Here is a 25,172-nt window from a genome sequence, read left to right on the forward strand (position 1 = left end):
ACCGACCACGTGCAGATCGCTGACATTCTCGACCACGGCCGACCCCACCGACCCCGGCGCCACATCCACCGTCACCGACAGCGGCGTTCGGAGTTCCCACGAGGCCGACCAGTCGACACGGAGGCTCGGACCAGACTTGCGGGTGTCGGTGATGACCAGCGTGAGGCGGGTGCAGCCCTCGGGCGGGTCCACCAACACGTCCACGCCGGGTCCTGCCCCCACACGTGGTCGCGTTAAGACCTGTGCGCCGCCGCACAGAGACGGATAGCCGGCGACGGGAAGCGCGGCGTACTGGAAGGTCTCGGGGTCGACGTCGTCTGTGCCCGCGGCGGATGGCTGCGCCTGAACGCGGATGAGGCCGCGTTGAGACGGAAGGTCGAGCTCGATGTAGGCGGCGTTGCTGGGCGCTGTGCTGACGGTGCCCGAGGCGGGAGCGCCTCGCCTGACCGACCGCTGGTCAGTGACTCGCCGGAACGTGGCGCCACCGTTGCCGAGCTGCTGGCGCCAGAAGCCACCTGGACGGGCATCGCGGTGTGCGAACCCGGTGCCGTGTTGCGCGTGCAGCGCGTAAGTCCACGTGCGGAACTCCGCGATCCCGGATCGGTAGCGCGTACCCCGGCTCGCCAGGACCTGATCGATCGCCTCGAGTGGCGGCGTGCCGGTTGTCGTCGCCCCGATGGCCTTCCAGACCTCGTGGATCGGGTTGTCGAAGTCGTGCTCCTGGTTCGGGCGCGTCTCGTACAGGTACTGCGCGAGCACGAAGGCGCCGTACTCCGGTCCGCCGACCTGGGCGCTGGGGAGCATGTTCAGGGAGCCGTCGTGCTTCAGGAATGTGCCTAAATCGCTGGCGTAGGTGTTGTAGCGGCGGCTGCCCGGGTAAGTGTCGAGATCCTGGGCCCTCAAGGACGCCCACTCGGCCGTGGCCTCCATCCACCAGTACACGTTGCTCAGGTGGCTCAGCAGACCGATGTAGGTGTACTGCACCTGGTGGAAGTACTCGTGGATCGGCAGGTAGTACCCTGCGTCCTCCGTGATGTTCATGGCGATCACCCGGTTCGGCAGCGAGAACCCGCCGCCGTCCAGCATCACCGTGGAGTTGACCAGGTACACGTCGGTCGACCACTGCGGGAGCCAGAACCCCATGTCCCGGAACGCCGCTCGCGCGTAGTTCAGCGCGTCGCGGACCATCGCGACCCGCTCGGGCACGCCCGAGTCGCCGGTCAACCCGACGGACGCGGCGGCGTAGGTGATCGTGAAATCTGCGTAGACGAGGGTGCACTTGACCGGGAAGAAGGCTGGGTTGCTGGACCGGGCGCAGTTTGCGGGCGCGCCGGCCGACCGCCCGGTCGCGAGGTCGGGGTCGTCGGCCTCGACGTGGCCGAAGTCCAGTGCCGCGAGGACTGCCTCGCGGACGTCGGGGTCGAGCATGTCGAGCACCGCGAGCAGGTCACCGGTTGTCGCGCCGCCGGTGTCTGCGCCGCTGACGTACCGCGGCGGCATGGACGGCGGGGCCGACACGAGGAGCAGCACGAGGTCGGCGACCTCCGCCAGCGTCAGCAGCCCCGCCTTGTAGTCCGCGAGCACGCGCTCCAGGACGCCGGACTGCATCGCGACCACAGCCGGAACTCGCTCGGAGGCCTCGGCCCCGTGGTCGTCGAGGACGACCAGCTCGTAAGACCCGTCGGGCCAGAGGCGTTCCCCATCGTGTTCCGCCGCAGGCTCCCATGCCGCGGCGCATCCGGCGTCCGCCTCGTGAACGGCGGCAACCGGCACCACCTGCGAGTCCGTGTCGATGGTGGCCAGCCGCAGACCCGCCGTGCCGTCGGGACAGGTTACGTCGACCTGGACCTCCTCCCACACCCAGGCATAGGCGGGCCAGTCGACCGTGACCGCGGCGTCGACCACGACGACCTCCAGGTGCGTGGTCGGCCCCCACCGGTCCGTGGCGTCGCCGGCCCGCACGTGCAACCACCACGTCCCGGGGTCGACCCGCGTGGTGAACCAGCCCTCGGGTCGAGCACCGGCCGGGTCTGGGTCCGTGTCCGGGGAGTCGTCGAGCACGACCGCCCAGTGCACCGGAACAGACCCGGGTCCCGCTGCGAACGTCACGGAGAGGGTGCGTCGGGATGACGGCTGCCGTGGTGTGTGGCTGCCGTGCACGACCGGGGCTCCGGGGGCGCCTGCGTCCTCGGGGTCGACCTGCTCGGAGGAGTCGCCTGGGAGGCCGTCATCCTCGTCGAGGACGTCCTCGACGGCGTCCGGCTCGACGTCGGTGGGCTCGGCAACTGCTGCGACCGCGGCCGGTGACACGAGGAGCAGGTCGCCAGCGAACAGCGAGAGGATCGCGAGGGTGGCGATGCCAGCGGCGGCAACGACCGAGGGCGGGCGGGTCGGGGGTGCGGGCTGCATGGGGACCTGTCTCGCTCGACGTGGCCCCCACCAACGCGCCGACCCGAGCGCCGCTGCGCCGCGGTCCGAGTCGGAGGCCAGCCGACGGCACACCTTCGTGTTCGACTGGCTTGCGGCACGACCCTAGCGCCGGCTGTTCGTGAGGCACAAGGCCAGGTCAAGGGCCGACAGCGGGTGGTGCCGCGACTGGTCCCGGCCTGCTGATCGGCCCCGGGCGGCTGCCGCTCGTCGCGCGCCTCAGGCGTGGGCGTCGGGTCCGGCGAGCGACACCGTCAGGTGGGGTTGCTGGCGGGGTGTGTTCTTGAAGTAGTGCAGGACGAGGTCTTCGTCGACCCACAGCTTCCAGTTCGGGCAGATGGTCTGATGGATCTCGGCGCGCAGTCGTCCGTCTGTCGTCGATACCTCGGCGCGTGCCCACTCGCACTCTTCGAGCGTGAAAGCCAAGTCGTCTCCGGTGAGCGCCATGTCGTCCCAGGTCTGGTCGGTCTCGGTGAACTCGACCCGAAACACGATGGGCTCGTTGGCGTCGTTCCTCGCATAGAGAGGGGGGGGTGGAAGCGACTTGCATGCGCCGAGTGTCGTGACCGCGGCAACAGCGAGTGCTATCGAGGTGGTTGCTCGCTTGTTCATCGGGGGCGGTCCTTCCCCGGGTCGGCGGACGAGCAGCGCGGGAGACGTCCGTGGCACACGAGCGGGGTGCGCGAGGCCGCGATGGCGGGCACTGCCCGGGAGAAGGGGCGTCGAGTCGGGGGTGTGGGTTGCATGGGGACCTGTCTCGCTCGACGTGGCCCCCACCAACGCGCCGACTCGGGTGCCGCTGCATCGCGGTCCGAGTCGGCGACCAGCCAGCGATGCGTCTTCGTCTCCGGCTGGGTCGTCGTACGACCCTAGGGCCCGCTGATCGCGCCGCACAAGGCCACGTCCAGCGCCGAAGAGGCCTGTCGGCATGCGCGTTCCGTGCGGCCGGTCACCCCGGACGACGGAGGGGGCCCGCACCGGACATCCCGGTACGGGCCCCGCGCGACGGCGTCGCGGCGCCGCGTCAGCCGATCGCCGCGACCGACTGCCGCGCGATCTCCAGCTCCTCGTTCGTCGGGATCACCAGCACGGTGACCTCGGCGCCGTCGGGGGAGATGACCTTCGGCTCCTTGATGCGACCCGCGTTGCGCTCCGGGTCGACCTGGATGCCGAGCCGCTCCAGGCCCGCCAGGGCGTTGAGCCGGACGATGTCGTCGTTCTCGCCGATGCCGGCGGTGAACGTGATGACGTCGACCCGGCCGAGCTCGGCGTAGTACTTGCCGACGTAGCCCTTGATGCGGTGGTAGTAGACGTCGAGGGCGGTCTTGACCCGCTCGTCGCCCGCGGCCACGGCGTCGTGCACGTCGCGCATGTCGGTGTAGCCGGACAGGCCGAGCATGCCGGACTTGCGGTTGAGCAGCTCGTCCAGCTGGTCGATGGTGTAGCCGCCGACCCGGGCGAGGTGGAACAGCACGGCCGGGTCGATGTCGCCGGACCGGGTGCCCATGACCAGGCCCTCGAGCGGGGTCAGGCCCATCGAGGTGTCGATGCACGCGCCGCCGCGGACGGCGGACGCCGAGGCGCCGTTGCCGAGGTGCAGCACGATCGTGTTGAGCTCCTCGAGCGGCTTGCCCAGGAACTCGGCGGTCGCGCGGGAGACGTACAGGTGCGACGTGCCGTGCGCGCCGTACCGGCGGATCTTGAACTCCTTGGCGACCTGCTCGTCGATCGCGTACGTGTACGCCGCCGGCGGCATCGTGCGGTGGAACGCGGTGTCGAAGACCGCGACGTGCGGGATGTTCGGGAACGCGTGCCGCGCGGCCTCGATGCCCGCGACGTTGGCCGGGTTGTGCAGCGGGGCGAGCGGGGACAGCTCGTCGATCTGGGCGAGCACGGCGTCGTCGATGACGGCGGGGCCGTCGAAGACGTCGCCGCCCTGGACGACGCGGTGGCCGACGGCGGTGAGGTCCTCCTCGCGCAGCTGCGGGCCCTGCTGCTCGAACAGGTCGAGGACGAGGCGCATGCCGGTCTCGTGGTCGGGCACGGGCTGCTCGAGCACGGTCGCCCCGTTCGGGCCCTCGTGCTTGACCTTGCCGACCTCGAGGCCGATGCGCTCCACGATGCCGGAGGCGAGCGCGTCGCCGGAGGTGGCGTCGACCAGCTGGTACTTGATCGACGAGGAGCCGGAGTTGATGACGAGGACGTGGTTCACTTCGAGCCTTCCGAGGTCAGGGCCTGGGCCTGGATCGCCGTGATGGCGACGGTGTTGACGATGTCCTGCACCAGGGCGCCCCGGGACAGGTCGTTGACGGGCTTGCGCAGGCCCTGGAGCACCGGGCCGACCGCCACGGCGCCGGCGGAGCGCTGCACGGCCTTGTAGGTGTTGTTGCCGGTGTTGAGGTCCGGGAACACGAACACGGTGGCACGGCCGGCCACGGCGGAGTCGGGCATCTTGGTCTGCGCGACCGAGGCGTCGACGGCGGCGTCGTACTGGATCGGGCCCTCGACGCTCAGGTCGGGACGGCGCTCCCGGACGAGCTCGGTGGCGGTGCGGACCTTGTCCACGTCGGCGCCGGAGCCGGACGACCCGGTGGAGTACGACAGCATCGCGATGCGCGGCTCGATGCCGAACTGCGCGGCGGTCTCGGCCGAGGAGATCGCGATGTCGGCGAGCTGCTCCGCGGTCGGGTCGGGGTTCACGGCGCAGTCGCCGTAGACCAGGACGCGGTCCTCGAGGCACATCAGGAACACCGAGGACACCACGGAGGTGCCGGGGGTGGTCTTGATGATCTCGAACGAGGGCTTGATGGTGTGCGCCGTGGTGTGCGCGGCGCCGGAGACCATGCCGTCGGCCAGCCCGAGCTGGACCATCATCGTGCCGAAGTACGACACGGAGGAGACGATCTCCCGCGCGCGCTCGACGGTCATGCCCTTGTGCTTGCGCAGCTCGGTGTACTCGGCGGCGAACCGCTCGAGCAGCTGGCCGGACTTCGGGTCGATGACCTTCGCCGCCGACAGGTCCAGGCCGAGCTCGGTGGCGCGGGTCCGGATGGACGCCTCGTCGCCGAGGATCGTCAGGTCGGCGACCTCGCGCTGCAGCAGCGTGGACGCGGCGCGCAGGATGCGGTCGTCGCTGCCCTCGGGGAGCACGACGTGCTTGCGGTCCGACCGGGCCCGGTCCAGCAGCTCGTACTCGAACATCAGGGGCGTGACGACCTCGGGGGCCGGCACCTCGAGGGCGGCCAGGGCCTCCTCGGCGTCGGTGTGCTTCTCGAACAGCGCGAGGGCGGTGTCGACCTTGCGCTGCGAGTCGGCGGACAGCCGGCCGCGGGTGCCGGCGGCGGCGGACGCGGAGGCGAAGGTCCCGAGCTCGGTGCGGATGATCGGCAGCCGGCTGCCGAGGCCGTCGACCAGCCGGGACACCGTGGCCGGGGGCTCGAAGCCGCCGTTGAGGATGATGCCGGACAGGGACGGGAAGCCGTCGGCCGCGTGCGCCATGAGCAGGCCGAGCAGGATGTCGGACCGGTCGCCCGGGACGATCACGACGACGCCGTCGGACAGCCGCTCCAGCAGGTGCTCGATCGACATCGCGCCGACCAGCACGTCGGTGGCCTCGCGGGGCAGCAGCTGCGCGTCGCCGCCGACCAGGGAGCCGCCGACGGACTCCATGAGCTGGCGGACCGTCGGGGCGACGAGGAACGGCTCCTCGGGCAGGGCCCACGCGGTGGCGCGGGTGGACAGCTCGGCGCGGACCGCGTCCAGGTTCTGCGGGTCGCACCGGTTCGCGACGATCGCGACGACCTGCGCGTGGCCGGCCTCGAGCTCCGCGGCGGCGACCTCGGCCACCTGCCGGACCTCCTCGGGGGAGCGGCCCTGGCCCTTGACGCACAGCAGCACCGGCGCGCCGAGGTTGGCGGCGATCCGGGCGTTGAAGCCGAGCTCGGCCGGGCCGGCGATGTCGGTGTAGTCGGTGCCGACCACGACGACGACGTCGCAGTCGCGGGCGACCGCGTGGTACCGCTGCACGATGGTGGCGAGCGCGGCCTCCGGGTCGTGGTGCACGGCCTCGTAGCTGGTGCCGATGCAGTCCTCGTAGGACAGGTCGACGCCGTCGTGGGCGAGCAGCAGCTCCAGCACGTAGTCGCGGGTCTCGGTGGAGCGCGCGATGGGCCGGAACACGCCGACCTTCTGCACGGTGCGGGTCAGCAGGTCGACCAGGCCGAGGGCGACGGTCGACTTGCCGGTGTCCCCCTCGGGGGACGTGACGTAGATGCTGCGGGCCACGGGTGGGCTTCTTCCTCGTCGGCGTGGGCCGGGGTCGCCGGCCGTCAGGTGGTGGGATGAATTCTGCCGGACGTCCGGCGCCGGATCGCGCCGGAGCCCGGGTGACGCGGGCCACCCGGGGCCCCTCCCGGCCGTCCGACGGCCGCCCCGTGTGACCTAGGTCCCAGAAGACCGATGGCCCGCACCGGCTGGTGCGGGCCATCGGCCACGTGGGGGTTACTCGTTGTCGCCGCCGGTCGCGAGGGTGGCGGTCGACTGCTGCGGGCCGCCCTCCTCGGTGCCGGTCTCGCCGGCGTCCGGCCACACCCAGTCGCGCACCTCGGGGAGGTCCTCCCCGTGCGCCCGGGTGTAGTCGTGCGCCCGGAGCCGCGCGTCGACCATGCGCTGCCGCAGGCCCGCGTACTTCGAGCCCAGCGACGGCACCTGGTCGATGACGTCGATCACCAGGTGGTACCGGTCGAGGTCGTTGAGCATGACCATGTCGAACGGCGTGGTGGTCGTGCCCTCCTCCTTGTACCCCCGCACGTGCAGGTTCTTGTGCCCCTTGCGGCGGTACGTCAGGCGGTGGATCAGCCACGGGTAGCCGTGGTACGCGAACACGATCGGCTTGTCCGTGGTGAACAGGGTGTTGAAGTCGCGGTCCGACAGGCCGTGCGGGTGCTCCCGCTCGTCCTGCAGCCGCATGAGGTCGACGACGTTCACCACGCGCACCTTGAGGTCCGGCAGCTCCTGGCGGAGGATGTCGGCCGCGGCCAGCACCTCCAGCGTCGGCACGTCGCCCGCGCAGCCGAGGACGACGTCCGGGTCCTCGCCCTCGACCTCGGTGCCCGCCCACTCCCAGATGCCCAGGCCGCGGGTGCAGTGCGCGACGGCCTCGTCCATCGTCAGGAAGTTCGGCGCCGGCTGCTTGCCGGACACCACGACGTTGACGTACTGCCGGCTGCGCAGGCAGTGGTCGTACGTCGACAGCAGGGTGTTCGCGTCCGGCGGCAGGTACACCCGGACGATCTCGGCCTTCTTGTTGACCACGTGGTCGATGAAGCCCGGGTCCTGGTGGCTGAACCCGTTGTGGTCCTGGCGCCACACGTGGCTGGACAGCAGGTAGTTCAGCGACGCGATCGGCCGGCGCCACGGGATGTGGTTGGTGACCTTGAGCCACTTGGCGTGCTGGTTGAACATCGAGTCGACGATGTGGATGAAGGCCTCGTACGAGGTGATCAGGCCGTGCCGGCCCGTCAGCAGGTAGCCCTCGAGCCAGCCCTGGCACTGGTGCTCGGACAGCATCTCGACGACGCGGCCCATCCGGGCCAGGTGGTCGTCGACGTCCGTCGGCAGGTACTCGGCGTTCCACTGCTTGTTGGTCACGTCGAACACGGCCTGCAGGCGGTTGGACGCCGTCTCGTCCGGGCCGAAGATCCGGAAGTTGTCCGGGTTCCGCCGGATGACCTCGGTGAGGTACTTGCCGAGCTCGCGGGTCGCCTCGGAGATCGAGCCGCCGGGCACCGGCACGTCCACCGCGAAGTCGCGGAAGTCGGGCAGCCGCAGGTCCTTGAGCAGCAGCCCGCCGTTGGCGTGCGGGTTGTCGCTCATCCGCAGCGTGCCGCCGGGGGACAGGGCCGTGATGTCGGCCTTGACCGAGCCGTCCGCCTCGAACAGCTCCTCCGGGCGGTACGACTTCAGCCAGCCCTCGAGGACCTGCAGGTGCTCGTCGGTGTCGCGGGCGCTGGCCAGCGGGACCTGGTGCGAGCGCCAGGAGTTCTCGACCTGCTTGTCGTCGATGACCGGCGGGCAGGTCCAGCCCTTGGGGGTCTTGAAGACGATCATCGGCCAGGCCGGGCGGGACTCGTCGCCCGCGGCGGCGCGCGCCTTGATCTCGGCGATCTCGTCCAGCACGACGTCGAGCAGCTCGGCGAACCGGGCGTGCACGGCCGCGTGGTCCTCGCCGTCGAAGCCGCCGACGAACAGGTGCGGCTTGTGGCCGTACCCGCGCATGAGGTCGAGGAGCTCGTCCTCCGGGATGCGCGCGAGGACGGTCGGGTTCGCGATCTTGTACCCGTTGAGGTGCAGGATCGGCAGCACGACGCCGTCCTTGGCCGGGTCGATGAACTTGTTCGAGTGCCAGGACGTCGCCAGCGGGCCGGTCTCGGCCTCGCCGTCGCCGACGACCGCCGCGACCAGCAGGTCCGGGTTGTCGAACGCCGCGCCGTACGCGTGGGACAGGGCGTAGCCGAGCTCGCCGCCCTCGTGGATGGACCCGGGGGTCTCCGGCGCCACGTGCGACGGGATGCCGCCCGGGAACGAGAACTGGCGGAACAGGCGGCGCACGCCCTCCTCGTCCGGCGTGATGTCCGAGTAGACCTCGGAGTAGGTGCCGTCCAGGTAGGCGCTCGCGACCAGGCCCGGGCCGCCGTGGCCGGGGCCGGTCAGGTAGAGCGTCGACTGCTGGCGCTCCGCGATCACGCGGTTCAGGTGCGCGTACAGGAAGTTCAGACCCGGCGTCGTGCCCCAGTGGCCGAGGAGCCGCGGCTTCACGTGGTCCTTGGTCAGCGGCTCGCGCAGCAGCGGGTTGGCCAGCAGGTAGATCTGCCCGACCGACAGGTAGTTGGCCGTCCGCCACCAGGCGTCGATCCGTCGGAGCGTCTCGTCCGACACCGGCTGGCCGGAACCGGCCCGCCAGGTCTCGGGCCTCGACGTCGTCGTAGTCATGCTCTCTCCCCGTTTCGCTGAACCACGGATGTGCCGTGGGCCCGGTCGAGCACCCCCCGCCGGGCCCCCTCAGCCTTGCGGCGCGTCGCGTCGCGAGCCGGGACGTCCGACCTAGGGCGCCCCGTGGCTGCTCAGGCAGCCGTCAACCATCCAACCCCATCGACCTGCGGGACGCACCAGGCCGGGGCCGCCGGCCCGCGCCCCGTTCCCGGTCCCGCAGGCGCGCCGGGTACCGTGCTGCGGTGCCCCCGACCCGTCCCGAGCCCGCGCCCGCGCCGACGTCGCCGACGCTGTGGCGGGTCGCCCGCACGCCCCGGATGGTCGGGCTGCTCGTGCTGTTCCTCGCCGTCGCCGCCGTCTGCGGGCGGCTCGGCGCCTGGCAGCTCGAGCGCGCGGAGGTGCGTGGCGCCGCCGCGCAGGCCGCGAAGCTGGCCGAGGTCGAGGCGCAGGAGCCCGTGCCGATCGCCGAGGTGCTGCTGCCGCAGACCACCTTCGACGGCGCGCTGGTCGGCCGCCGCGTCGAGGTGACCGGCGAGTACGAGGCCGACGGGCAGCTGCTGGTGCCCGGTCGCGCGCTCGGCGACCGCACCGGCTCGCTGGTGCTGACGCCGTTGCGGGTCGTGTCCGACGACCCGGCCGCCGACGGAGCGGTGCTGCCCGTGGTCCGCGGCTGGGTCGCCGGGGACGACCCCGCGGCGGGCGGGCTCGAGCCGCCGTCCGGGGCCGTGACGGTGACGGGCTACCTGCAGGCCTCCGAGGACTCCGGCGACCCGCACGGGACGCAGGCGCCCGGGACGACCGACACCATCTCGTCCGCCGAGCTGCTCGGCGTCTGGGGCGGGCCCATCTGGACCGGCTACGCGGTGCTGACGAGCTCGCAGCCGGCGCAGCCCGCGACCCTCGAGCTGCTGCCGCCGCCCACCCGCTCCGGTACGGGGCTCAACATCCAGAACCTGGGGTACGCGGCGCAGTGGTTCGTCTTCGGCGGGTTCGCGGTGTTCCTGTGGGTGCGGCTGCTCAAGGACGAGGTGCTGCGGCTGTCGGGGGCGTTCGACCCGGAGGAGGAGCCCGCGCCCGGGCAGGAGGCGGACGGCGCCGCCGCCGACGGCGCGCGCCCGGCCTGACCTACTCCCGCTGCCAGGAGCGCCAGAGCGAGGCGTAGTCCCCGCCCGCGGCGACCAGCTCGTCGTGCGGCCCGATCTCGCTGATCCGCCCCGCGTCGACCACGGCCACCCGGTCCGCGTCGTGCGCGGTGTGCAGCCGGTGCGCGATCGCGACGACCGTCCGCCCGTGCAGCACCGCGGACAGCGACCGCTCCAGGTGCCGCGCGGCCCGCGGGTCGAGCAGCGAGGTCGCCTCGTCCAGCACGAGCGTGTGCGGGTCGAGCAGGACCAGCCGCGCCAGCGCGACCTGCTGCGCCTGGGCGGGGGTCAGCGCGGTGCCGCCGGAGCCGACCGGGGTCGCCAGGCCCTCGGGCAGGGCCCGCACCCAGTCCCACGCGTCGACGGCGCGCAGGGCACGCTCCAGCGCCGCGTCGTCCGCTGCCGGGTCGGCGAGCCGCAGGTTGTCCGCGAGCGGGCCGACGAACACGTGGTGCTCCTGGGTGACCAGCGCGACGTGACCGCGCAGCTCGTCCAGGGGCAGGTCGACCAGGGGGACGTCGCCGACCGTGACGGAGCCGCCCGTGGGCGGGTGGATGCCCGCGAGCATCCGGCCGAGCGTCGACTTGCCGGCGCCGGACGGGCCGACGACCGCCAGCCGCTCGCCGGGACGCAGGCCCAGGTCGATGCCGTGCAGCACGTCGTGGCCCTCGCGGTAGGCGTACCGGACCTCGCGCGCGGTGACGTCCGAGCCGCTCGGCCGCGCGTCGCGCGCGGTCCGGTCGGGGGCCACGTCGGCGACGCCGAGGATGCGGGCGAGCGACGTCGCGCCGACCTGGATCTCGTCCAGCCAGAAGATCAGCTCGCCGATCGGGTGGATGATCTGCGTGGCGTACAGGGCGATGGTCGTGACCGCGCCGATCGTCGCGTGCCCGGTCGACACGAGGTACGCGCCCCAGGCGAGCACCGCGACCACCGGCAGCACGAACGACGTGTCGACGCCCGGGAACAGCACGGAGCGCAGGTTCAGCGTGGCGCTCTCCGCGGCGAACGCCTCGCGCAGGTCGGCGTCCACCCGGGCGCGACGGCGCGCGCCGAGGCCCAGGGCGTCGACGGTGCGGGCGCCCTCGACGGACTCGGTGATCGTGCCGTTGAGCGTCGCGTACGCGGCCGACTCCCGCAGGTAGGCGGGCGCGGCGCGGCGCAGGTACCAGCGGGTGACGGCCAGCAGCAGCGGTACCCCGGCGAGCAGGCCGATCGCGACGAGCGCGTTCGTGGCGAACGCGGCGACCAGGGTCAGGACGATCGTCGCCGCCGTGACCAGCAGGCGCGGCACGCCGAACCGGACGGTGTACTGGACCCGGTCGATGTCGGTCGTGGTCCGCGCGACCAGGTCGCCGGTGCCGGCCCGCTCCACCGTGGACAGCGGCAGCCGGGTGACCGTCGCGACGAACTCCTCGCGCAGCTCGGCGAACACGGTCTCCCCGAGGACCATCGCGGCGCGCTGGGCGTACCGGATCAGGACCGTCTGGGCGAGCACCGCCACGACGAGCACCAGGACGGTCCGGTCGACGGCCGTCGTGTCGGTGCCGGTGACCACGCCGTCGACCAGGCGGCCGAGCAGCCACGGCCCCGCGAGCCCGGCGGTGGCGGCGAGCACGTGCAGCAGCACGACGACGCCGAGGCCGCGGCGGTGCCGGCGCAGGAGCGCGGCGGTGTGCCGGCGCAGGGCGGCGGCGTCAGCGACGGGCAGCTTCACGGCGGCCCTCCTCGTCGGTCGTGGTGGTGGGTGCGGCGTCGGCCCGGGCGGCCTCGTCGTCGGCGCGGGAGACCACGGAGCGGTAGGCCGCCCCGGTGGCGTCCTGCGCGGTGACCAGGTCGCGGTGCGTGCCGGTCGCGACGACCCGGCCCGCCGCGACCAGCGCCACCTCGTCCACGACGTCCAGCACCAGCGGGCTCGCCGTGACGACGACCGTGGTCGCGCCGCGGCGGGCGTCCGCCAGCCGGCGGGCGATCCGGGCCTCGGTGTGCGCGTCGACGGCGCTGGTCGGCTCGATCAGCACGAGCACCTCGGCGCCGGTCAGCAGCGCGCGGGCGAGCGCGACCCGCTGCCGCTGGCCGCCGGACAGCGAGCGGCCCTTCTCCTCGACCTCGCCGTCCAGGCCGCCGGGCACCGAGTCGAGCACGTCCCCGGCGTCGGCGACCCGCATCGCCTCGAGCAGCGCGTCGCGGTCGGCGCCGCCGCGCACGTCGAGCTCGTCGGCCAGGAGGCCGGTGAACAGGTGCGGGGTGGACTCGGCGACCACGACCCGGCTGCGGACCTCGGCCAGGCCGAGCTCGGTGAGCAGGGTGCGGCCCCAGCGGACCCGGGACAGGCCCGGGTCGTCCTCCGCCGCGGGCGGTGCCGGGACCGTCCCGTCCTGGCCGGAGTCGTCCAGGTCCTCGTCGTCCGCCCCGCCGTGCCGCTGCGGACCCAGCCGGCCCAGCCGCAGCGCCAGCCGCGCCGACTCGTCCGGGTCGGCGCTGACCAGCGCCGTGATCCGCCCCGGGCGCACGACCAGCCCGCTGCCCTCGTCCACCAGCGGCTCGCCGGCGGCGGGGGACGGTGCCGGGGTCGCGGGGTCGTCGGACCCCGCGACCGGCACGGACAGCACCCGGATGATCCGGCGGGCGCCGACCACCGCGCGGGTGGCCACGCGGATCGCCTCGCTCGCCGTCCACAGCGGCTGGGTCAGGAACGCCGCGAAGCCGTAGAACGCCACCAGCTGGCCCGGCGTGATGTCGCCGCTGATCGCGAGCCGGGCGCCGGCCCACACGACGACCGCGAGGAACAGCCCCGGGAGCAGCGTCTGCAGCGCGTCGAGCAGCGACTGGGTCTGCGACACCCGCACCCCCGCCGCGCGCACCTGCTGCGACTGCGCCCGGTACCGGTCGGCGAACACGTCCTCGCCGCCGATGCCGCGCAGGATGCGCAGGCCGGACACCGTGTCCGCGCCCAGCGTCGTGAGCCGGCCCGTGGCCTCGCGCTGCTCGGACTGCCGCTTCTGCAGCGGGCGGACGAGCAGCGACAGGGCCGCGACCACGACCGGCAGCCCGAGCAGGACCAGCAGGCCGAGCGGCACCGAGGTGCGCAGCAGCACCACGCCGAGCACCAGGTACGCCGCGATGCCGCCGACCAGCCGCGGGACGATGGCGTACACCTCGCCCATCCGCAGGGCGTCGGTGGCGACGGTCGCGACCACCTCGCCCGTCGGGAGCTCGTCGGTCACCGCGTCGCCGGTGCGGGTCACGTGGTGCCCGACCTGCTGCGAGGACGCGAACGCCGCGCGCAGCCAGTTCTCGACGTCGAGCCGGTGGCCCCAGACGTTCGTGCCGACCTGGACCATGCCGAGCGCGAGCACGCCGAGGCAGCCCAGCCACAGCGCGGCGCTCAGGCCGTCGTCGAGCCCGTCGTCCACGACGCGGCCGAGCTGCCACGGCAGCAGCGCCGCGGCGACGTTGCCGACGACGGCGACGGCGGTGGCGCCCGCGAGGACGCCGAGCTGCCGGCGCCCCTGCCAGAGCATGAGGCGCCAGGGGCCGGTCAGCGGTGGTCGGCCGGGGTCGGGCAGGGGGAGGGGTCGCACGTGGGACAACGCTACGGGTCGGCACCCACGCGGGGAACGGCAATTCCGCTGCTCCGCGCCGGGGCGGGCGACGCGGGTGCGCGACCGTCCACCGCGGCCCCCGGGCCGCGGTGCGGGGTCCGGTGCGGACCTGAGCGAGAATCGTGGGCGGACGCGCGGCCCCGCCCGCGCCCGCCGGCACACCCCGAGAGGACCCGCACCGATGACCGAGCCCACCGGACAGCCCACGCCCGCCCCCGCCGAGGCCCGGCGGGCGGCCCCCGTGCCGCCGGGGACCCCCGGGCGCCTGACCCGGTACCGCGTGATGGCGTTCGTCACCGGCACGATGCTGCTCGTCCTGTGCCTCGAGATGGTGCTGAAGTACGTGTTCCACGCGAACGGCGTCGACCCGGCGACGGGGTCCCCGCTGCCGGTGCTCGGGACCTGGGTCGCGATCGTGCACGGCTGGATCTACGTCGTGTACCTGTTCACCGTGGTGCAGCTGTGGTCGGCGATGCGCTGGTCGCTCGGCCGGCTGGTGACGATGGCGCTCGCGGGCGTCGTGCCGGTGATGTCGTTCGTCCTCGAGCGGCGCGTGCACGCCGACGCGCGGGCGCGGCTCGGCTGAGGCGAGCGCCGCGGCCCGCCGGTGGCTCGCGGGCGCCGGCCCGGGTCAGCGGGCGGCGCGCCGCGCCCGCCAGCGCGCCACCGGGCGCTCCACGAGCCACCAGCTCGCCGTGGCCGCCACCAGGGTCAGCGCGACGCCGAGCGCCATCCCGCCGAGGTCGTCGGGGTGCCCGAGCCAGCGCGTGATCGCCCCGTTCCACAGGTAGGCGGCGTACGAGACCGTGCCGAGCGCGACCGCGGGCCGGAGCCAGCGGCTCGGCAGCGCCCGCCAGCCGCCGACGTAGCTGATCAGCACGACGGTGGCGACGGCGACGGCCGGGACCCCCAGCAGGTACCAGGCGGTGTGCCCGGCCAGCCCGGTGAGGAGCGTGGCGGCGAGCAGCGCCACGACGATCCCCGCCTGCACGGCACGCCGCGCCCGGACCGTCTGCGGCAGCCGCGCCGCCACCGCCCTTCGCCCGAGGTAGCCGGCGCACCCGATCAGCAGCGCCGCGCCCCACGAGGTCGGCAGCGCGTACACCCGGGCCACGTCCGGCACCACCAGCAGCAGCGTCACCATGCAGGCCGCGAGGGCCGCCGCCACGCAGACCGCCGTCGCCGCGCGCAGCCAGCCGCGGCGCCAGGCCCACGCCAGGAGCAGCGGCCAGACGAGGTAGAACTGCTCCTCCGCCGCCAGGGTCCAGAAGTGGTAGACCGACTCGCTGCCGTGCGGCAGCCCGGGGATGTTGATCGTGTACGTCAGCGCCGCCACGAGCGTCTCCGGCACGAGGTGCGCCTGGCCCAGCAGGTCGAACGCCCCCTCGACGACGACGTACCCGGCGAGCATGAGCAGCAGCGGCGGGTACAGCCGGAGCAGCCGGTGCGCGTAGAAGCGGCCGAACCGGATCCGCCCGCCCCGGTCGAGGTCGCGCATCAGCACGCCGGTGATGAGCCAGCCCGACAGGGCGAAGAACACGGTCACGCCGAGGACCCCTGCGGCGCCGAACCGGTCGGGGGCCGCGTGGTTGAGCAGCACCAGGCCGACGGCGAGTCCGCGGAGGGCGTCGAGGCCGGGCAGCCGCGCGGGGCGGGGCGGGGTGCCGGGTGCGGTGCCGGATGCGGCACCGGTCGCGGCGCCGGGCGCGGCGGGGGCCGGCACCGGCGACGCGAAGCCGGTGCCGGGCAGTCCGGTGGTCGCGGTCGTCGGCGCGGCGGCCGGGGCGTCATCCCTCACGTAACGGAAGGTATGTCCGCTTTGCGAGGTTTGAGAAGAGCGCTGCCCGATGCGGGGCACGACCCCCACCGGATCTTCACACCCGCACCCGACGCTCACGTGACAGGAGGGTGCGGCGCCCCGACGCCGTGGCGCGCGTGACGGCCGCGACGGCATCGGTCCAGGTCGTCCGCGCACCGCGTGGCTATGCTGGCGCCGCGCGGTGCGGAAGGAGGTGGTCCGTGAGCCTGCACCACATGCAGATCGGCGAGGTCGCCGAGCGCACCGGCCTGTCGCTGCGGACCATCCGGTACTACGGGGAGGTCGGCCTCGTCCGGCCCTCGGCCCGCACGCACGGCGGATTCCGCCTGTACACCGAGCCCGACATCGCACGGCTGGAGCTGATCAAGCGCATGAAGCCGCTCGACTTCTCCCTCGACGAGATGGGTGACCTGCTCGGCGTGCTCGACCGGATCAACGAGCCGGGCATCGACGCCGAGGAGCACGAGGCGCTCCTCGAACGCCTGCGGATGTACCGGCTGGCCGCGGAGGAGCGGTCCCGGGCCCTGCGCGAGCAGCTCGCCGTCGCCGAGGACTTCCACGAGAGCCTCCGCAAGGAGATCAGCCGGCAGCGGCGCATCGGCGAGCGCTCCGGGTCCTGACCGGGTCGCCGGGGTCCCCGCGGCGTCCCGGGCCGTCGGTGCGGCGCACTACCCTGGTGGGGTGACCGACGCTCCCGACACGCCCGCGCCGCCGCCCACCGACACGCCCCGTCCCGTCCTCGTCGTCGACTTCGGCGCGCAGTACGCGCAGCTGATCGCGCGCCGCGTCCGCGAGGCGAGCGTCTACTCCGAGATCGTGCCGCACACGGCCTCGGTGCAGGACATGCTGGCCAAGGACCCGTCGGCGATCATCCTGTCCGGCGGCCCGTCCTCGGTGTACGCCGAGGGTGCCCCGTTCGTCGACCCCGCCCTGTTCGAGGCCGGCGTCCCGGTGCTCGGCATCTGCTACGGCTTCCAGGCGATGGCCAAGGCCCTCGGCGGGGAGGTCGCGCAGACCGGCAACCGCGAGTACGGCGGCACCCCGGTCGAGGTCGTCGCCACCGGCACGGTCCTCGCCGAGAGCCCCGAGCAGCAGACCGTCTGGATGAGCCACGGCGACGCGGTGCACGCCGCGCCCGAGGGCTTCGAGGTGCTCGCGACGTCGGCCGGCTCGCCGGTCGCCGCGTTCGAGGACCGCGACCGCCGGCTGTTCGGCGTGCAGTGGCACCCCGAGGTCAAGCACTCGCCGCTCGGCCAGCGCACCCTCGAGCACTTCCTCTACGAGGGCGCCGGCCTCACCCCGGACTGGAACCCGGGCAACGTGATCGCCGACCAGGTCGAGAAGATCCGCGCGCAGGTCGGCGACGCCCGCGTCATCTGCGGCCTGTCCGGCGGCGTGGACTCGTCCGTCGCGGCCGCGCTCGTGCAGAAGGCCGTCGGCGACCAGCTCACCTGCGTGTTCGTCGACCACGGTCTGCTGCGCACCGGCGAGGCCGAGCAGGTCGAGCAGGACTTCGTCGCCTCCACCGGGGTCAACCTCAAGGTCGTCGACGCGCGCGAGCGGTTCCTGCACGCGCTCGCGGGCCACACCGACCCCGAGACCAAGCGCAAGATCATCGGCCGCGAGTTCATCCGCGTGTTCGAGGACGCCGCGCGCGAGGTCGTCGAGGAGGCGGGCGCCCACGGCGAGGAGGTCAAGTTCCTCGTGCAGGGCACGCTGTACCCGGACGTCGTCGAGTCCGGCGGCGGCGAGGGCGCGGCCAACATCAAGAGCCACCACAACGTCGGCGGCCTGCCGGACGACCTGCAGTTCCAGCTGGTCGAGCCGCTGCGGGCCCTGTTCAAGGACGAGGTCCGTGCCGTCGGCCTCGAGCTCGGCGTGCCGGAGTCGATCGTCTGGCGCCAGCCGTTCCCGGGCCCCGGCCTGGGCATCCGGATCATCGGCGAGGTCACCCAGGAGCGGCTCGACGTGCTCCGCGCCGCGGACGTCATCGCCCGCGAGGAGCTGACCCGCGCCGGCCTGGACCGGGACATCTGGCAGTGCCCCGTCGTGCTGCTCGCGGACGTGCGCTCGGTGGGCGTGCAGGGCGACGGGCGCACCTACGGCCACCCCGTCGTGCTGCGGCCCGTGTCCTCCGAGGACGCCATGACCGCCGACTGGACGCGCCTGCCGTACGACGTGCTGGCGACGATCTCCACCCGCATCACCAACGAGGTGCCGGAGGTCAACCGCGTGGTGCTCGACGTGACGAGCAAGCCGCCGGGCACCATCGAGTGGGAGTGAGCTGACGCGCCACGGCCCGGCACCCCGCGGGGGGTGCCGGGCCGTCGTGCGTCCGGTTCATGCGGAGCGGGTGGGCGCTCGACCAGGACCTATGTCCTAGGCTGACTGTGTGTCATAGCTGGGACCAAGGGCCCGACCAGCGGAAATCCGGTCTTTGTGCGCGGGTTCACAAGACGGGATCGTGGGTGTCTCCGTGACCTTGGTCCCACGGCGCGGCCGACGAGGGAGACAGGCTCTTCCACGTGGGGCTCACAGGTTCCACCGGGTCGCCCGACGGTCGGCCCGCACCGGGGGTATCGGAAGGAAACAGACCATGGCTACCGTGGCAGCGACGGGCGGCTCGAAGGCTGCTCGCGTCATCGGCATCATCTCGGCGATCGCCGGCATCGTCCTCATCATCGCCGGCGGCGTCACCTGGGGCTCGGTCTCCAGCCACCTCGCCGACGAGAACATCACCGTCTCGGAGGACGCCGCGAACTTCGGCGGCCAGCCCGTGACCAGCCCGTGGACGGCGTTCGCCCAGGCCGACATCATCCAGCACCACGCCCTCGACGCCACCGGTGGCAAGACCTACGCCGAGCTCGAGCAGGACGACCCGCTGCGCGACGTCGCGATGAACGCGTCCTTCCTGCGGGCCTCGCTGTTCACCTCGGTGGTCGCGTTCGGCGTCGCCGCCCTGGTCATGGGGCTCGGCATCATGTTCATCCTGATCGGCTGGGCGCTGTTCCTGCTCGGCGGTCGCAAGACCGTCGCGACGGACGCCGTCCGCCCCGCCGGCACCTCGCCGGCCACGGAGGAGAACGTCCGGGCCTGACGCCCCGCGCACTCCCCGGAGGGCCGGGACCCCGCAGGGGGTCCCGGCCCTCCGGCGTCCCCGCCCGGAGCGCAGGCGCGCCGCCGCGGCGCTGCCGCCGGCGCTGCGCCCCGGCCGCCAGCCGTGCCGCCGACGCCGCGCCGAGCCCTGTCGAGACGCCGAGCGAGTACTCGACGCGTCGAGCGAGTAGTCACCGACTACCCCGTCGACGCGTCGGTTACCCGTTCGGCGGCAGGGCGGTGGCAGGGCGGCGGCGGGGCGGAGGCTGGGAGGCGCGGCGGCGGAGGCCGTGAGGTGGCGTCGACGCGGCGTGGCGGGCCGGGGCGTCAGCCGCCGGGGAGGATGCCCGCGCCGGCGAGGACGCGGGTCAGGCGCGTCGGGTCGAGGGCGTCCTGCCACGTCCAGCGGACCACGCGCAGGCCGGTGGCACGGAGCCGGTCCTCGCGGCGCTTCTCCTCCCAGACCCGCTGCTCGGCGGCCCTGCGGTCACCGACGCCGCCCGCGCGGTACTTCAGCCGGCCGTCGAACTCGCCGACGACGCCCCGCTCCGGCCAGAGGAAGTCCACCCGGCCGACCAGCCCTCGCCCGTCCCGGACCTCGTGCTGGAGCACCGGGCGGGGGACGTCGAGCTCGATCATCCGCGCACGGCTGAGCGACTCGCCGGGCGACTCGGCACCGGCGTCCGCCTCGTCCACCACCCGACGCGCCGCCCGCACACCCCGCCCGCTCCCGGCGACGGCCACCTCGCGGCCGAGGTCGTCCGGGGCGACCCGGTACCGGCGCAGCGCGTCGTCGGCCAGCACGAGCCCGCGCGCGAACGAGCCGGCGCGGGCCAGGTCCACCACGGTGCGTGCGACCGTGGTGACCCGGACCCCGTCGACGACGCGGGTCTCCGGGACGACGGCCACCCGGTGCCGCCGCACCCCGCGAGTCGAGGGGGTGCCCCGCGCATCCGGGACCAGCACGTGCACGTCGGTCGGCCACCCCTCGAGCAGCGGGAGTCGCCACACCGCCGCCGCCGACGCGTGGCCGAAGACCGGGGCCGACAGCCGGCGCGCGGCAGCACGGACGAGCAGGCGGTGCCGCTCGGCGTGGTCGGCCGACGTCCAGGTCGCGGCGGGCACGTACGCGCCGTGCCGGACCCGCACGAGCCGCCCGCTCCGGGCTCCGCTGCGGAGGTCCTCACCCGCCAGACCGCTGGCGCGTGCGTCGTCGGGTGTGACGAGCCCCGTGGCGGGCGCGGCGGCCGTCGCGCGGGTGCCCGTGCTGCTGCTCACCCGCCCAGCCTGCCGGAGCGGAGCCGCTCGACCGCGGTCGTCCACAGCCCCGATCTCGACGACCGGTGCTTCCGCCACGCCCAGGCTCCTGCGTCGCGGCGACCCCGCGGCGGGGCCCGATCGTCGAGAGAGCAGATGACGCGTCGAGCGAGTACCCGCTGGGTACTCGCTCGACGCGTCGGTTGCTCGTTCGCGGTGGGGCCGCGGAGGCCCGCGGGTGCGGCGAGGGCGGTCAGCGGGCGGCGCGCTGCTCGCGGCGCTTGCGGCGGCCCGCGGTGAGGACCGAGCCGACGAGCAGGGCGACGCCCGCGCCGGCCAGCAGGACGATCAGCGTGAGCTGCAGGTCGATCCGGACGCCCGCCGCGACGGCGAGCACCAGGACGCCGACCGCCACCACGATCAGACCCCACACCACGGTGCCCGCACGCGGGCCGCGGTCCTCCGGGTCGGGCGCGGGGACGGGGGTCGGTGCCGGGGTGCCGGGCGTCGCCGTGCCGTAGGCCTGAGTGCCGGGCGCCGCCGTGCCGTACGTCGGCGCGCCGGCCGTCGCGGTGCCGTAGGCCGGACCGCCCGGAGCCGCGGCACCGTACGCCGGGGTGCCGGGAGCCGGCGGACCCGAGACCGGGGTCCCGTACGGCGGGGCGCTGCCGCCCGGGGACGGCGCCGCCGACCAGGACGACTCGCGCACCGGGGGCGCGGGTGCTGCGGCCGCGGCGGGGCCGGCACCGATGGCCTCGGTGGCGTCCTCGTCGTCCTGCGGCGGGGTGCCGCCGAGGGCGTCGCTGCGCATGGTTCCGCCGGCGGTCCCGGTCCGCGCGGTGTCCGCGGTGGTCTCGAGGCGGGCGGTGTCGCCGACGGTCTCGAGGCGGGCGGTGTCGCCGACGGCGTCGATCCGCTCGGTCGCGTCGACGGTCGCGATCCGCTCGGTCGCGTCGACCGTGCCGATCCGCTCGGTCGCGTCGCCCGTGGTCACGGGTTCGGCCTGCGGGCCGACCGTGTCGATCTGCTCGGTCACGTCGCCCGCGGTCGCGGGCTCGGGCCGGGCGTCGACCTGGTCGATCCGCTCGGTGGTGCCGGGCGCCGGGCCGGTGCCGGCCGTCTCGGCCGCCTCCGCCTGCTCGATGCGCTCGGTGACGGGCTCGTCCGCGCCGTCGGGCCGGGGGGTCCCGGAGCCGGTGCTGGTCATCAGTCCTCCTCGATGGTGATGCTGCCGACGCCGACCTCGATCGTGAGCTCGATCTCGGCGTCCTCGCGGCCGGACATGGCCTCGCTGGTGAAGGTGCGGGAGTGGCCGACGCCGTCGTTGCGCTCGTTCTTGCCGTCGACCTTCCAGGTGACGTTGCCGGCCCCGGAGCTGACGTCCGCGACGACCGCGGCGCCCTCGGGCACGACGACCGTGACGTCGCCCAGGCCGCCGCTGATCGGGACGGTCAGGGTCTCGTCGGTGAGCGGCACGCCGGTGAGGTCCACCCGGGCGTCACCGACGCCGAACGAGTAGCCGCGCTCGGCCGCGGCGCGGCTGGTGACGGTGGTGTCGATGCTGCTGACCGGGCCGTTCGCGCGGTCCCAGTGGTCCCAGTCGCCCCACCGGGCGTCGCTGGCGACCGCGGCGGGTCCGGCGACCACCATGCCGACGATCGCCAGCGCGGTCAGCCCGCCGGCGGTGCGGCCCCGCAGGCCGGACACGATGATCGCCAGCCCGACGAGGGCCAGGCCGCCGCCGACCAGCACGGCCGCGATCGGGCCGTCGTAGACGCCGGCGCGGTCGGCGGCCAGCAGGCCGGCCATGCCGAGCAGGAGCAGCGCGACCACGATGCCGGTGACCGCGGCGCCGGGCCCGCGGCGCGGCGGCCGGGGCGGGGTCGGGGGCGTGGGCGGCGGCGGGTTCCAGCCGCGGCCCGGCGGCACCGGCGGCACCGGCGGCGTCGGCGGGTTCGGCGGACCCTGGTGACGCCGGGTGCCGGCGCCGGCCGGGGCCGACCCGTAGGGCGCGGCGCCGTACGGGGAGCCCGTGGGCGCACCGCCGTACGGGGTGCCGACCGGGGCCGAGGCGCTCGCGGCCGGCCGCGGGGCGGCTGCCGGGGTGGCCGGTGCCGTGGGCCGCGGGGTCGCGCCGGCGGGTGCCGGCGGGGTGCTGCTGGGGCTGGTCATCGGACGCTGTCCTTCCGGGTACGGGGGTTGCCACGACGGTGCCGGCGGGCGGCCGTCCCTGCCGCGCCGCAGCGCGCTGACGAGGATGACGATCCCGGCGACCACGACCGCGAACCAGGCGAGGCCGCTGAACCAGCCGGACCGGAACGGCCCCCAGCTGAACCACCAGTCGCCGGAGCTGAACCCGATGACCACGAGGGCGATCGAGCCGAGCAGGGCGACGTCGAAGTTCCCGCGGATGGTCTCCTCGAGGTGGATGCGGCCGTCGGACTGCTCGGGCAGCAGCGCCCAGGCGAGGCCGTAGAGCACGAAGCCGAAGCCCATGAGCAGGGAGACGCCGACCAGGCCGCGGGCGAGCAGCGGGTCGATGCCGAACCGGGCGGCGAGCCCGCCGGCGACGCCGCCGACCCAGCGGTCCTGGGAGCGGGAGACCCCGGCGCGCCGGATCGCCGCGAAGAAGCCGGACATCCCGTTGCCGTCGGACGGGGGTGCAGGAGGCACGGGGCCGGGGGCACCGGGGCCGCTCGGCGGCACGGTGCCCGACCCGCGGTCGGCGCTGTCGTTCGTCATGGCTCGATCCTGGCGCGCGCACCACCCCGGACGGCATCGGGTACCCCCCTGACCCGCCCCTGATCGCGGCCCGGGGACCCCTGATCCTGCCCCCCGGGGGCTCTCGGGCGGCCCGCGACGTGTGACGATCAGGGCATGGAGTCCCCGTCCCGCCTGCCGCTGCGCCGCCCGGAGCGCGGCCGCGTCGTCGGCGGCGTCGCCGCCGGCCTCGCGCTGCACCTGGGTGTGTCGGCGCGGCTGGTGCGCGTGCTGTTCGCGCTGCTGACGCCCGTCGGCGGGATCGGCGTGGCCCTGTACGTGTTCTGGTGGGTGACGATCCCGGTGGGCGACCCGGCTGCCGCAGCCGACGCCGCGCGCCCGGCGGACCTGTCCCGCCTGCACCGCCCGCTCGAGCACGACGCCGTGCAGCGGCTGCGCCGGCTGCCGTGGACCGAGATCGCGGTCGGGGTCGCGCTGCTCGCGGGGGCGGTCGCGCTGCTGCTCGCCCGCACCGGCACCGACGTGGTGGGCAACTGGGTGGTGCCGGTGCTGCTGCTGGTCGCGGGGGCGGCTCTCGCGTGGAGCCAGCTCGACGCGGTGCAGCGCGAGCGCAGGAGCGGCAGCCGCGGGCCGGTGAGCGTGCTGCGGCTGGTCGGGGGTCTGGTCATCGCGGGCGTCGGGGTGCTGCTGCTGGTCGGCCAGGACGCGACCCCCGGCACCCTGGTGCAGTCGACCGTCGCGGCCGTGGCGGTGCTCGGCGGCGTCGCCCTGGTGCTCGCGCCGTGGTGGCTGCGGCTGGTCCGCGAGCTCGGCGACGAGCGCGCCGCCCGCGCCCGCGAGTCCGAGCGTGCCGACATCGCCGCCCACCTGCACGACTCCGTGCTGCAGACCCTGGCGCTGATCCGCGCCCGCGCGGACGACCCGACCGAGGTCGCCCGGATGGCCCGCGCCCAGGAGCGCGAGCTGCGTGCGTGGCTGTACGACGACCGCCCGGCGCCCGGCACCTCGGTGGCGGCGGTGCTGGCGGCGATCGTCGCGGAGATCGAGGACACCCGCACCGGGCCCGACGGCGAGGCGGTGACGATCGAGACGGTCGTCGTCGGCGACACCGAGCCCGACGCCAGCACGGACGCGCTGCTGCAGGCGACCCGCGAGGCGCTGCTGAACGCGGTGCGGCACGGGCGCCCGCCGGTGTCGCTCTACCTGGAGGCGGGGCCGGACGAGGTCGAGGTGTTCGTCCGGGACCGCGGCGACGGCTTCGACCCCGAGGCCGTGCCGAGCGACCGGTTCGGGGTCCGTGAGTCCATCCTGGGCCGGGTGCGGCGCCGGGGCGGGACGGCGTCGGTGGTGTGCAAGGACGGCGGCGGCACCGAGGTGCGGCTGCGGATGCCGCTGGTGCGTGAGCCCGCGGCGGCGGAGGACGAGAGGACGATGCAGGGATGAACGACGCTCCGGTCGACGTGGTGCTGGTCGACGACCACCTGATGTTCCGCGCGGGCGTGAAGGCGTCCCTCGACGACCGGGTGCACGTCGTCGGCGAGGCCGCCACGGTCGACGAGGCGATCCAGGTCGTCCGCGCGACGCAGCCGCCGGTGGTCCTGCTCGACGTGCACCTGCCCGGCGGCGACGGCGGCGGCGGCGCCGAGGTGATCCGCGCGTGCACCGACCTGCTGGGCGGCACCCGGTTCCTCGCGCTGTCCGTGTCGGACGCCGCCGAGGACGTCGTCGCGGTGATCCGCGCCGGCGCGCGGGGCTACGTCACCAAGGCGATCTCGGGGCCGGACCTGTGCGACGCGGTGCTCCGGGTGGCCGGCGACGACGCGGTGTTCTCGCCGCGGCTCGCCGGGTTCGTGCTGGACGCGTTCGGCGCCGCCGCGGGTGACGTGGCGACGGGCGACGACGAGCTCGACCGGCTGTCGGCGCGCGAGCGCGAGGTCATGCGGCTGATCGCGCGCGGGTACTCGTACCGCGAGGTGGCGGGGGAGCTGTTCATCTCGATCAAGACGGTCGAGACGCATGTGTCCGCGGTGCTGCGCAAGCTGCAGCTGTCGTCGCGGCACGAGCTGACCCGGTGGGCGGCGGCGCGCCGGCTGCTCTGAGCCGGGGCGCCGCCCG

19 protein-coding genes are annotated in these 25,172 nt (G+C 74.4%); 8 read left to right on the forward strand and 11 right to left on the reverse strand.

Annotation, left to right across the window (positions count from 1 at the left end; translation table 11 throughout):
- On the reverse strand, positions 1-2,061 hold a 2,061-nt coding region (locus tag FS882_RS15175), incomplete at its 3' end, for a hypothetical protein (protein WP_187365316.1).
- Positions 2,062-2,145: 84 nt separating this feature from the next.
- Here FS882_RS15175 and FS882_RS21075 point away from each other — a divergent pair.
- Positions 2,146-2,307: a hypothetical protein gene (locus FS882_RS21075; protein ID WP_187365317.1), complete on the forward strand. Its 162-nt coding sequence runs from the start codon at positions 2,146-2,148 to the stop codon at positions 2,305-2,307.
- Positions 2,308-2,646: 339 nt separating this feature from the next.
- Here FS882_RS21075 and FS882_RS15180 read toward each other — a convergent pair whose 3' ends face one another.
- From FS882_RS15180 to FS882_RS15195, 4 genes are all read right to left on the reverse strand, one after another.
- Complete coding sequence (locus tag FS882_RS15180; RefSeq protein ID WP_158374139.1) at positions 2,647-3,039, reverse strand: hypothetical protein; 393 nt, start codon at positions 3,037-3,039, stop codon at positions 2,647-2,649.
- Positions 3,040-3,451: 412 nt separating this feature from the next.
- On the reverse strand, positions 3,452-4,639 hold the full coding sequence (locus FS882_RS15185) for an acetate/propionate family kinase (protein WP_158374141.1): 1,188 nt from the start codon (positions 4,637-4,639) through the stop codon (positions 3,452-3,454).
- Positions 4,636-6,711 (reverse strand): phosphate acetyltransferase, encoded by a 2,076-nt coding sequence (pta, locus tag FS882_RS15190; RefSeq protein ID WP_158374143.1) that lies wholly within the window; start codon positions 6,709-6,711, stop codon positions 4,636-4,638. Before pta ends, FS882_RS15185 begins: the two co-directional genes overlap by 4 nt.
- A gap of 216 nt (positions 6,712-6,927) precedes the next feature.
- Complete coding sequence (locus FS882_RS15195) at positions 6,928-9,417, reverse strand: phosphoketolase (protein WP_158374145.1); 2,490 nt, start codon at positions 9,415-9,417, stop codon at positions 6,928-6,930.
- A 242-nt stretch (positions 9,418-9,659) separates the two neighbouring features.
- Between FS882_RS15195 and FS882_RS15200 the strand changes: the two genes are divergently transcribed.
- Entirely contained in the window at positions 9,660-10,541 is an 882-nt protein-coding gene (locus tag FS882_RS15200) for an SURF1 family protein (protein WP_262348332.1), read from the forward strand.
- Between the two features lies 1 nt (position 10,542).
- Here the strand turns inward: FS882_RS15200 and FS882_RS15205 are convergent, their stop codons facing one another.
- Both FS882_RS15205 and FS882_RS15210 read right to left on the reverse strand, forming a co-directional pair.
- The gene (locus FS882_RS15205) at positions 10,543-12,276 is read right to left on the reverse strand and encodes an ABC transporter ATP-binding protein (RefSeq protein ID WP_158374147.1); all 1,734 of its coding nucleotides are present in this window, start codon (positions 12,274-12,276) and stop codon (positions 10,543-10,545) included.
- Positions 12,257-14,143, reverse strand: coding sequence for an ABC transporter transmembrane domain-containing protein (locus FS882_RS15210; protein WP_262348333.1), 1,887 nt, complete (start codon positions 14,141-14,143; stop codon positions 12,257-12,259). Before FS882_RS15210 ends, FS882_RS15205 begins: the two co-directional genes overlap by 20 nt.
- A 202-nt stretch (positions 14,144-14,345) precedes the next feature.
- Between FS882_RS15210 and FS882_RS15215 the strand changes: the two genes are divergently transcribed.
- Complete coding sequence (locus tag FS882_RS15215; RefSeq protein WP_158374149.1) at positions 14,346-14,750, forward strand: DUF3817 domain-containing protein; 405 nt, start codon at positions 14,346-14,348, stop codon at positions 14,748-14,750.
- A 45-nt stretch (positions 14,751-14,795) separates the two neighbouring features.
- On the opposite strand, the gene FS882_RS15220 is transcribed toward FS882_RS15215, so the two are convergent.
- Entirely contained in the window at positions 14,796-15,962 is a 1,167-nt protein-coding gene (locus FS882_RS15220; RefSeq protein WP_262348334.1) for an acyltransferase family protein, read from the reverse strand.
- A 236-nt stretch (positions 15,963-16,198) separates the two neighbouring features.
- Here FS882_RS15220 and FS882_RS15225 point away from each other — a divergent pair, with 236 nt between their 5' ends.
- From FS882_RS15225 to FS882_RS15235, 3 genes are all read left to right on the forward strand, one after another.
- Positions 16,199-16,603, forward strand: coding sequence for a MerR family transcriptional regulator (locus FS882_RS15225; protein ID WP_158374208.1), 405 nt, complete (start codon positions 16,199-16,201; stop codon positions 16,601-16,603).
- Positions 16,604-16,664: 61 nt separating this feature from the next.
- On the forward strand, positions 16,665-18,266 hold the full coding sequence (gene guaA / locus FS882_RS15230; protein WP_158374153.1) for a glutamine-hydrolyzing GMP synthase: 1,602 nt from the start codon (positions 16,665-16,667) through the stop codon (positions 18,264-18,266).
- Positions 18,267-18,579: 313 nt separating this feature from the next.
- The gene (locus FS882_RS15235) at positions 18,580-19,080 is read left to right on the forward strand and encodes an aromatic ring-opening dioxygenase LigA (protein ID WP_262348335.1); all 501 of its coding nucleotides are present in this window, start codon (positions 18,580-18,582) and stop codon (positions 19,078-19,080) included.
- Between the two features lie 326 nt (positions 19,081-19,406).
- Here FS882_RS15235 and FS882_RS15240 read toward each other — a convergent pair whose 3' ends face one another.
- From FS882_RS15240 to FS882_RS15250, 3 genes are all read right to left on the reverse strand, one after another.
- On the reverse strand, positions 19,407-20,357 hold the full coding sequence (locus FS882_RS15240; RefSeq protein WP_187365318.1) for a type IV toxin-antitoxin system AbiEi family antitoxin domain-containing protein: 951 nt from the start codon (positions 20,355-20,357) through the stop codon (positions 19,407-19,409).
- Positions 20,358-20,589: 232 nt separating this feature from the next.
- A complete protein-coding gene (locus FS882_RS21640; protein ID WP_158374157.1) occupies positions 20,590-21,543 on the reverse strand; it encodes a hypothetical protein in 954 nt (317 codons plus the stop codon).
- Positions 21,543-23,078: a PspC domain-containing protein gene (locus FS882_RS15250; protein ID WP_158374159.1), complete on the reverse strand. Its 1,536-nt coding sequence runs from the start codon at positions 23,076-23,078 to the stop codon at positions 21,543-21,545. Before FS882_RS15250 ends, FS882_RS21640 begins: the two co-directional genes overlap by 1 nt.
- A 135-nt stretch (positions 23,079-23,213) precedes the next feature.
- Between FS882_RS15250 and FS882_RS15255 the strand changes: the two genes are divergently transcribed.
- Both FS882_RS15255 and FS882_RS15260 read left to right on the forward strand, forming a co-directional pair.
- Positions 23,214-24,500, forward strand: coding sequence for an ATP-binding protein (locus tag FS882_RS15255; protein WP_158374161.1), 1,287 nt, complete (start codon positions 23,214-23,216; stop codon positions 24,498-24,500).
- Entirely contained in the window at positions 24,497-25,156 is a 660-nt protein-coding gene (locus FS882_RS15260) for a LuxR C-terminal-related transcriptional regulator (protein WP_147794287.1), read from the forward strand. The genes FS882_RS15255 and FS882_RS15260 overlap by 4 nt, the downstream gene beginning before the upstream one ends.
- The last annotated feature ends 16 nt before the right edge of the window (positions 25,157-25,172 follow it).

This window comes from Cellulosimicrobium cellulans (genome assembly GCF_007679345.1).
In the GTDB taxonomy this organism is placed as follows: domain Bacteria; phylum Actinomycetota; class Actinomycetes; order Actinomycetales; family Cellulomonadaceae; genus Cellulomonas; species Cellulomonas cellulans_A.

Excerpts from the sequence above, each read along its gene's own strand:
- FS882_RS15180 (WP_158374139.1), bottom strand. The coding sequence starts at position 3,039 with ATGAACAAGCGAGCAACCACCTCGATAGCACTCGCTGTTGCCGCGGTC.
- FS882_RS15195 (WP_158374145.1), bottom strand. The coding sequence starts at position 9,417 with ATGACTACGACGACGTCGAGGCCCGAGACCTGGCGGGCCGGTTCCGGC.
- FS882_RS15215 (WP_158374149.1), top strand. The coding sequence starts at position 14,346 with ATGACCGAGCCCACCGGACAGCCCACGCCCGCCCCCGCCGAGGCCCGG.
- FS882_RS15225 (WP_158374208.1), top strand. The coding sequence starts at position 16,199 with ATGCAGATCGGCGAGGTCGCCGAGCGCACCGGCCTGTCGCTGCGGACC.
- FS882_RS15235 (WP_262348335.1), top strand. The coding sequence starts at position 18,580 with ATGGCTACCGTGGCAGCGACGGGCGGCTCGAAGGCTGCTCGCGTCATC.
- FS882_RS21640 (WP_158374157.1), bottom strand. The coding sequence starts at position 21,543 with ATGACCAGCACCGGCTCCGGGACCCCCCGGCCCGACGGCGCGGACGAG.
- FS882_RS15250 (WP_158374159.1), bottom strand. The coding sequence starts at position 23,078 with ATGACGAACGACAGCGCCGACCGCGGGTCGGGCACCGTGCCGCCGAGC.
- FS882_RS15255 (WP_158374161.1), top strand. The coding sequence starts at position 23,214 with ATGGAGTCCCCGTCCCGCCTGCCGCTGCGCCGCCCGGAGCGCGGCCGC.
- FS882_RS15260 (WP_147794287.1), top strand. The coding sequence starts at position 24,497 with ATGAACGACGCTCCGGTCGACGTGGTGCTGGTCGACGACCACCTGATG.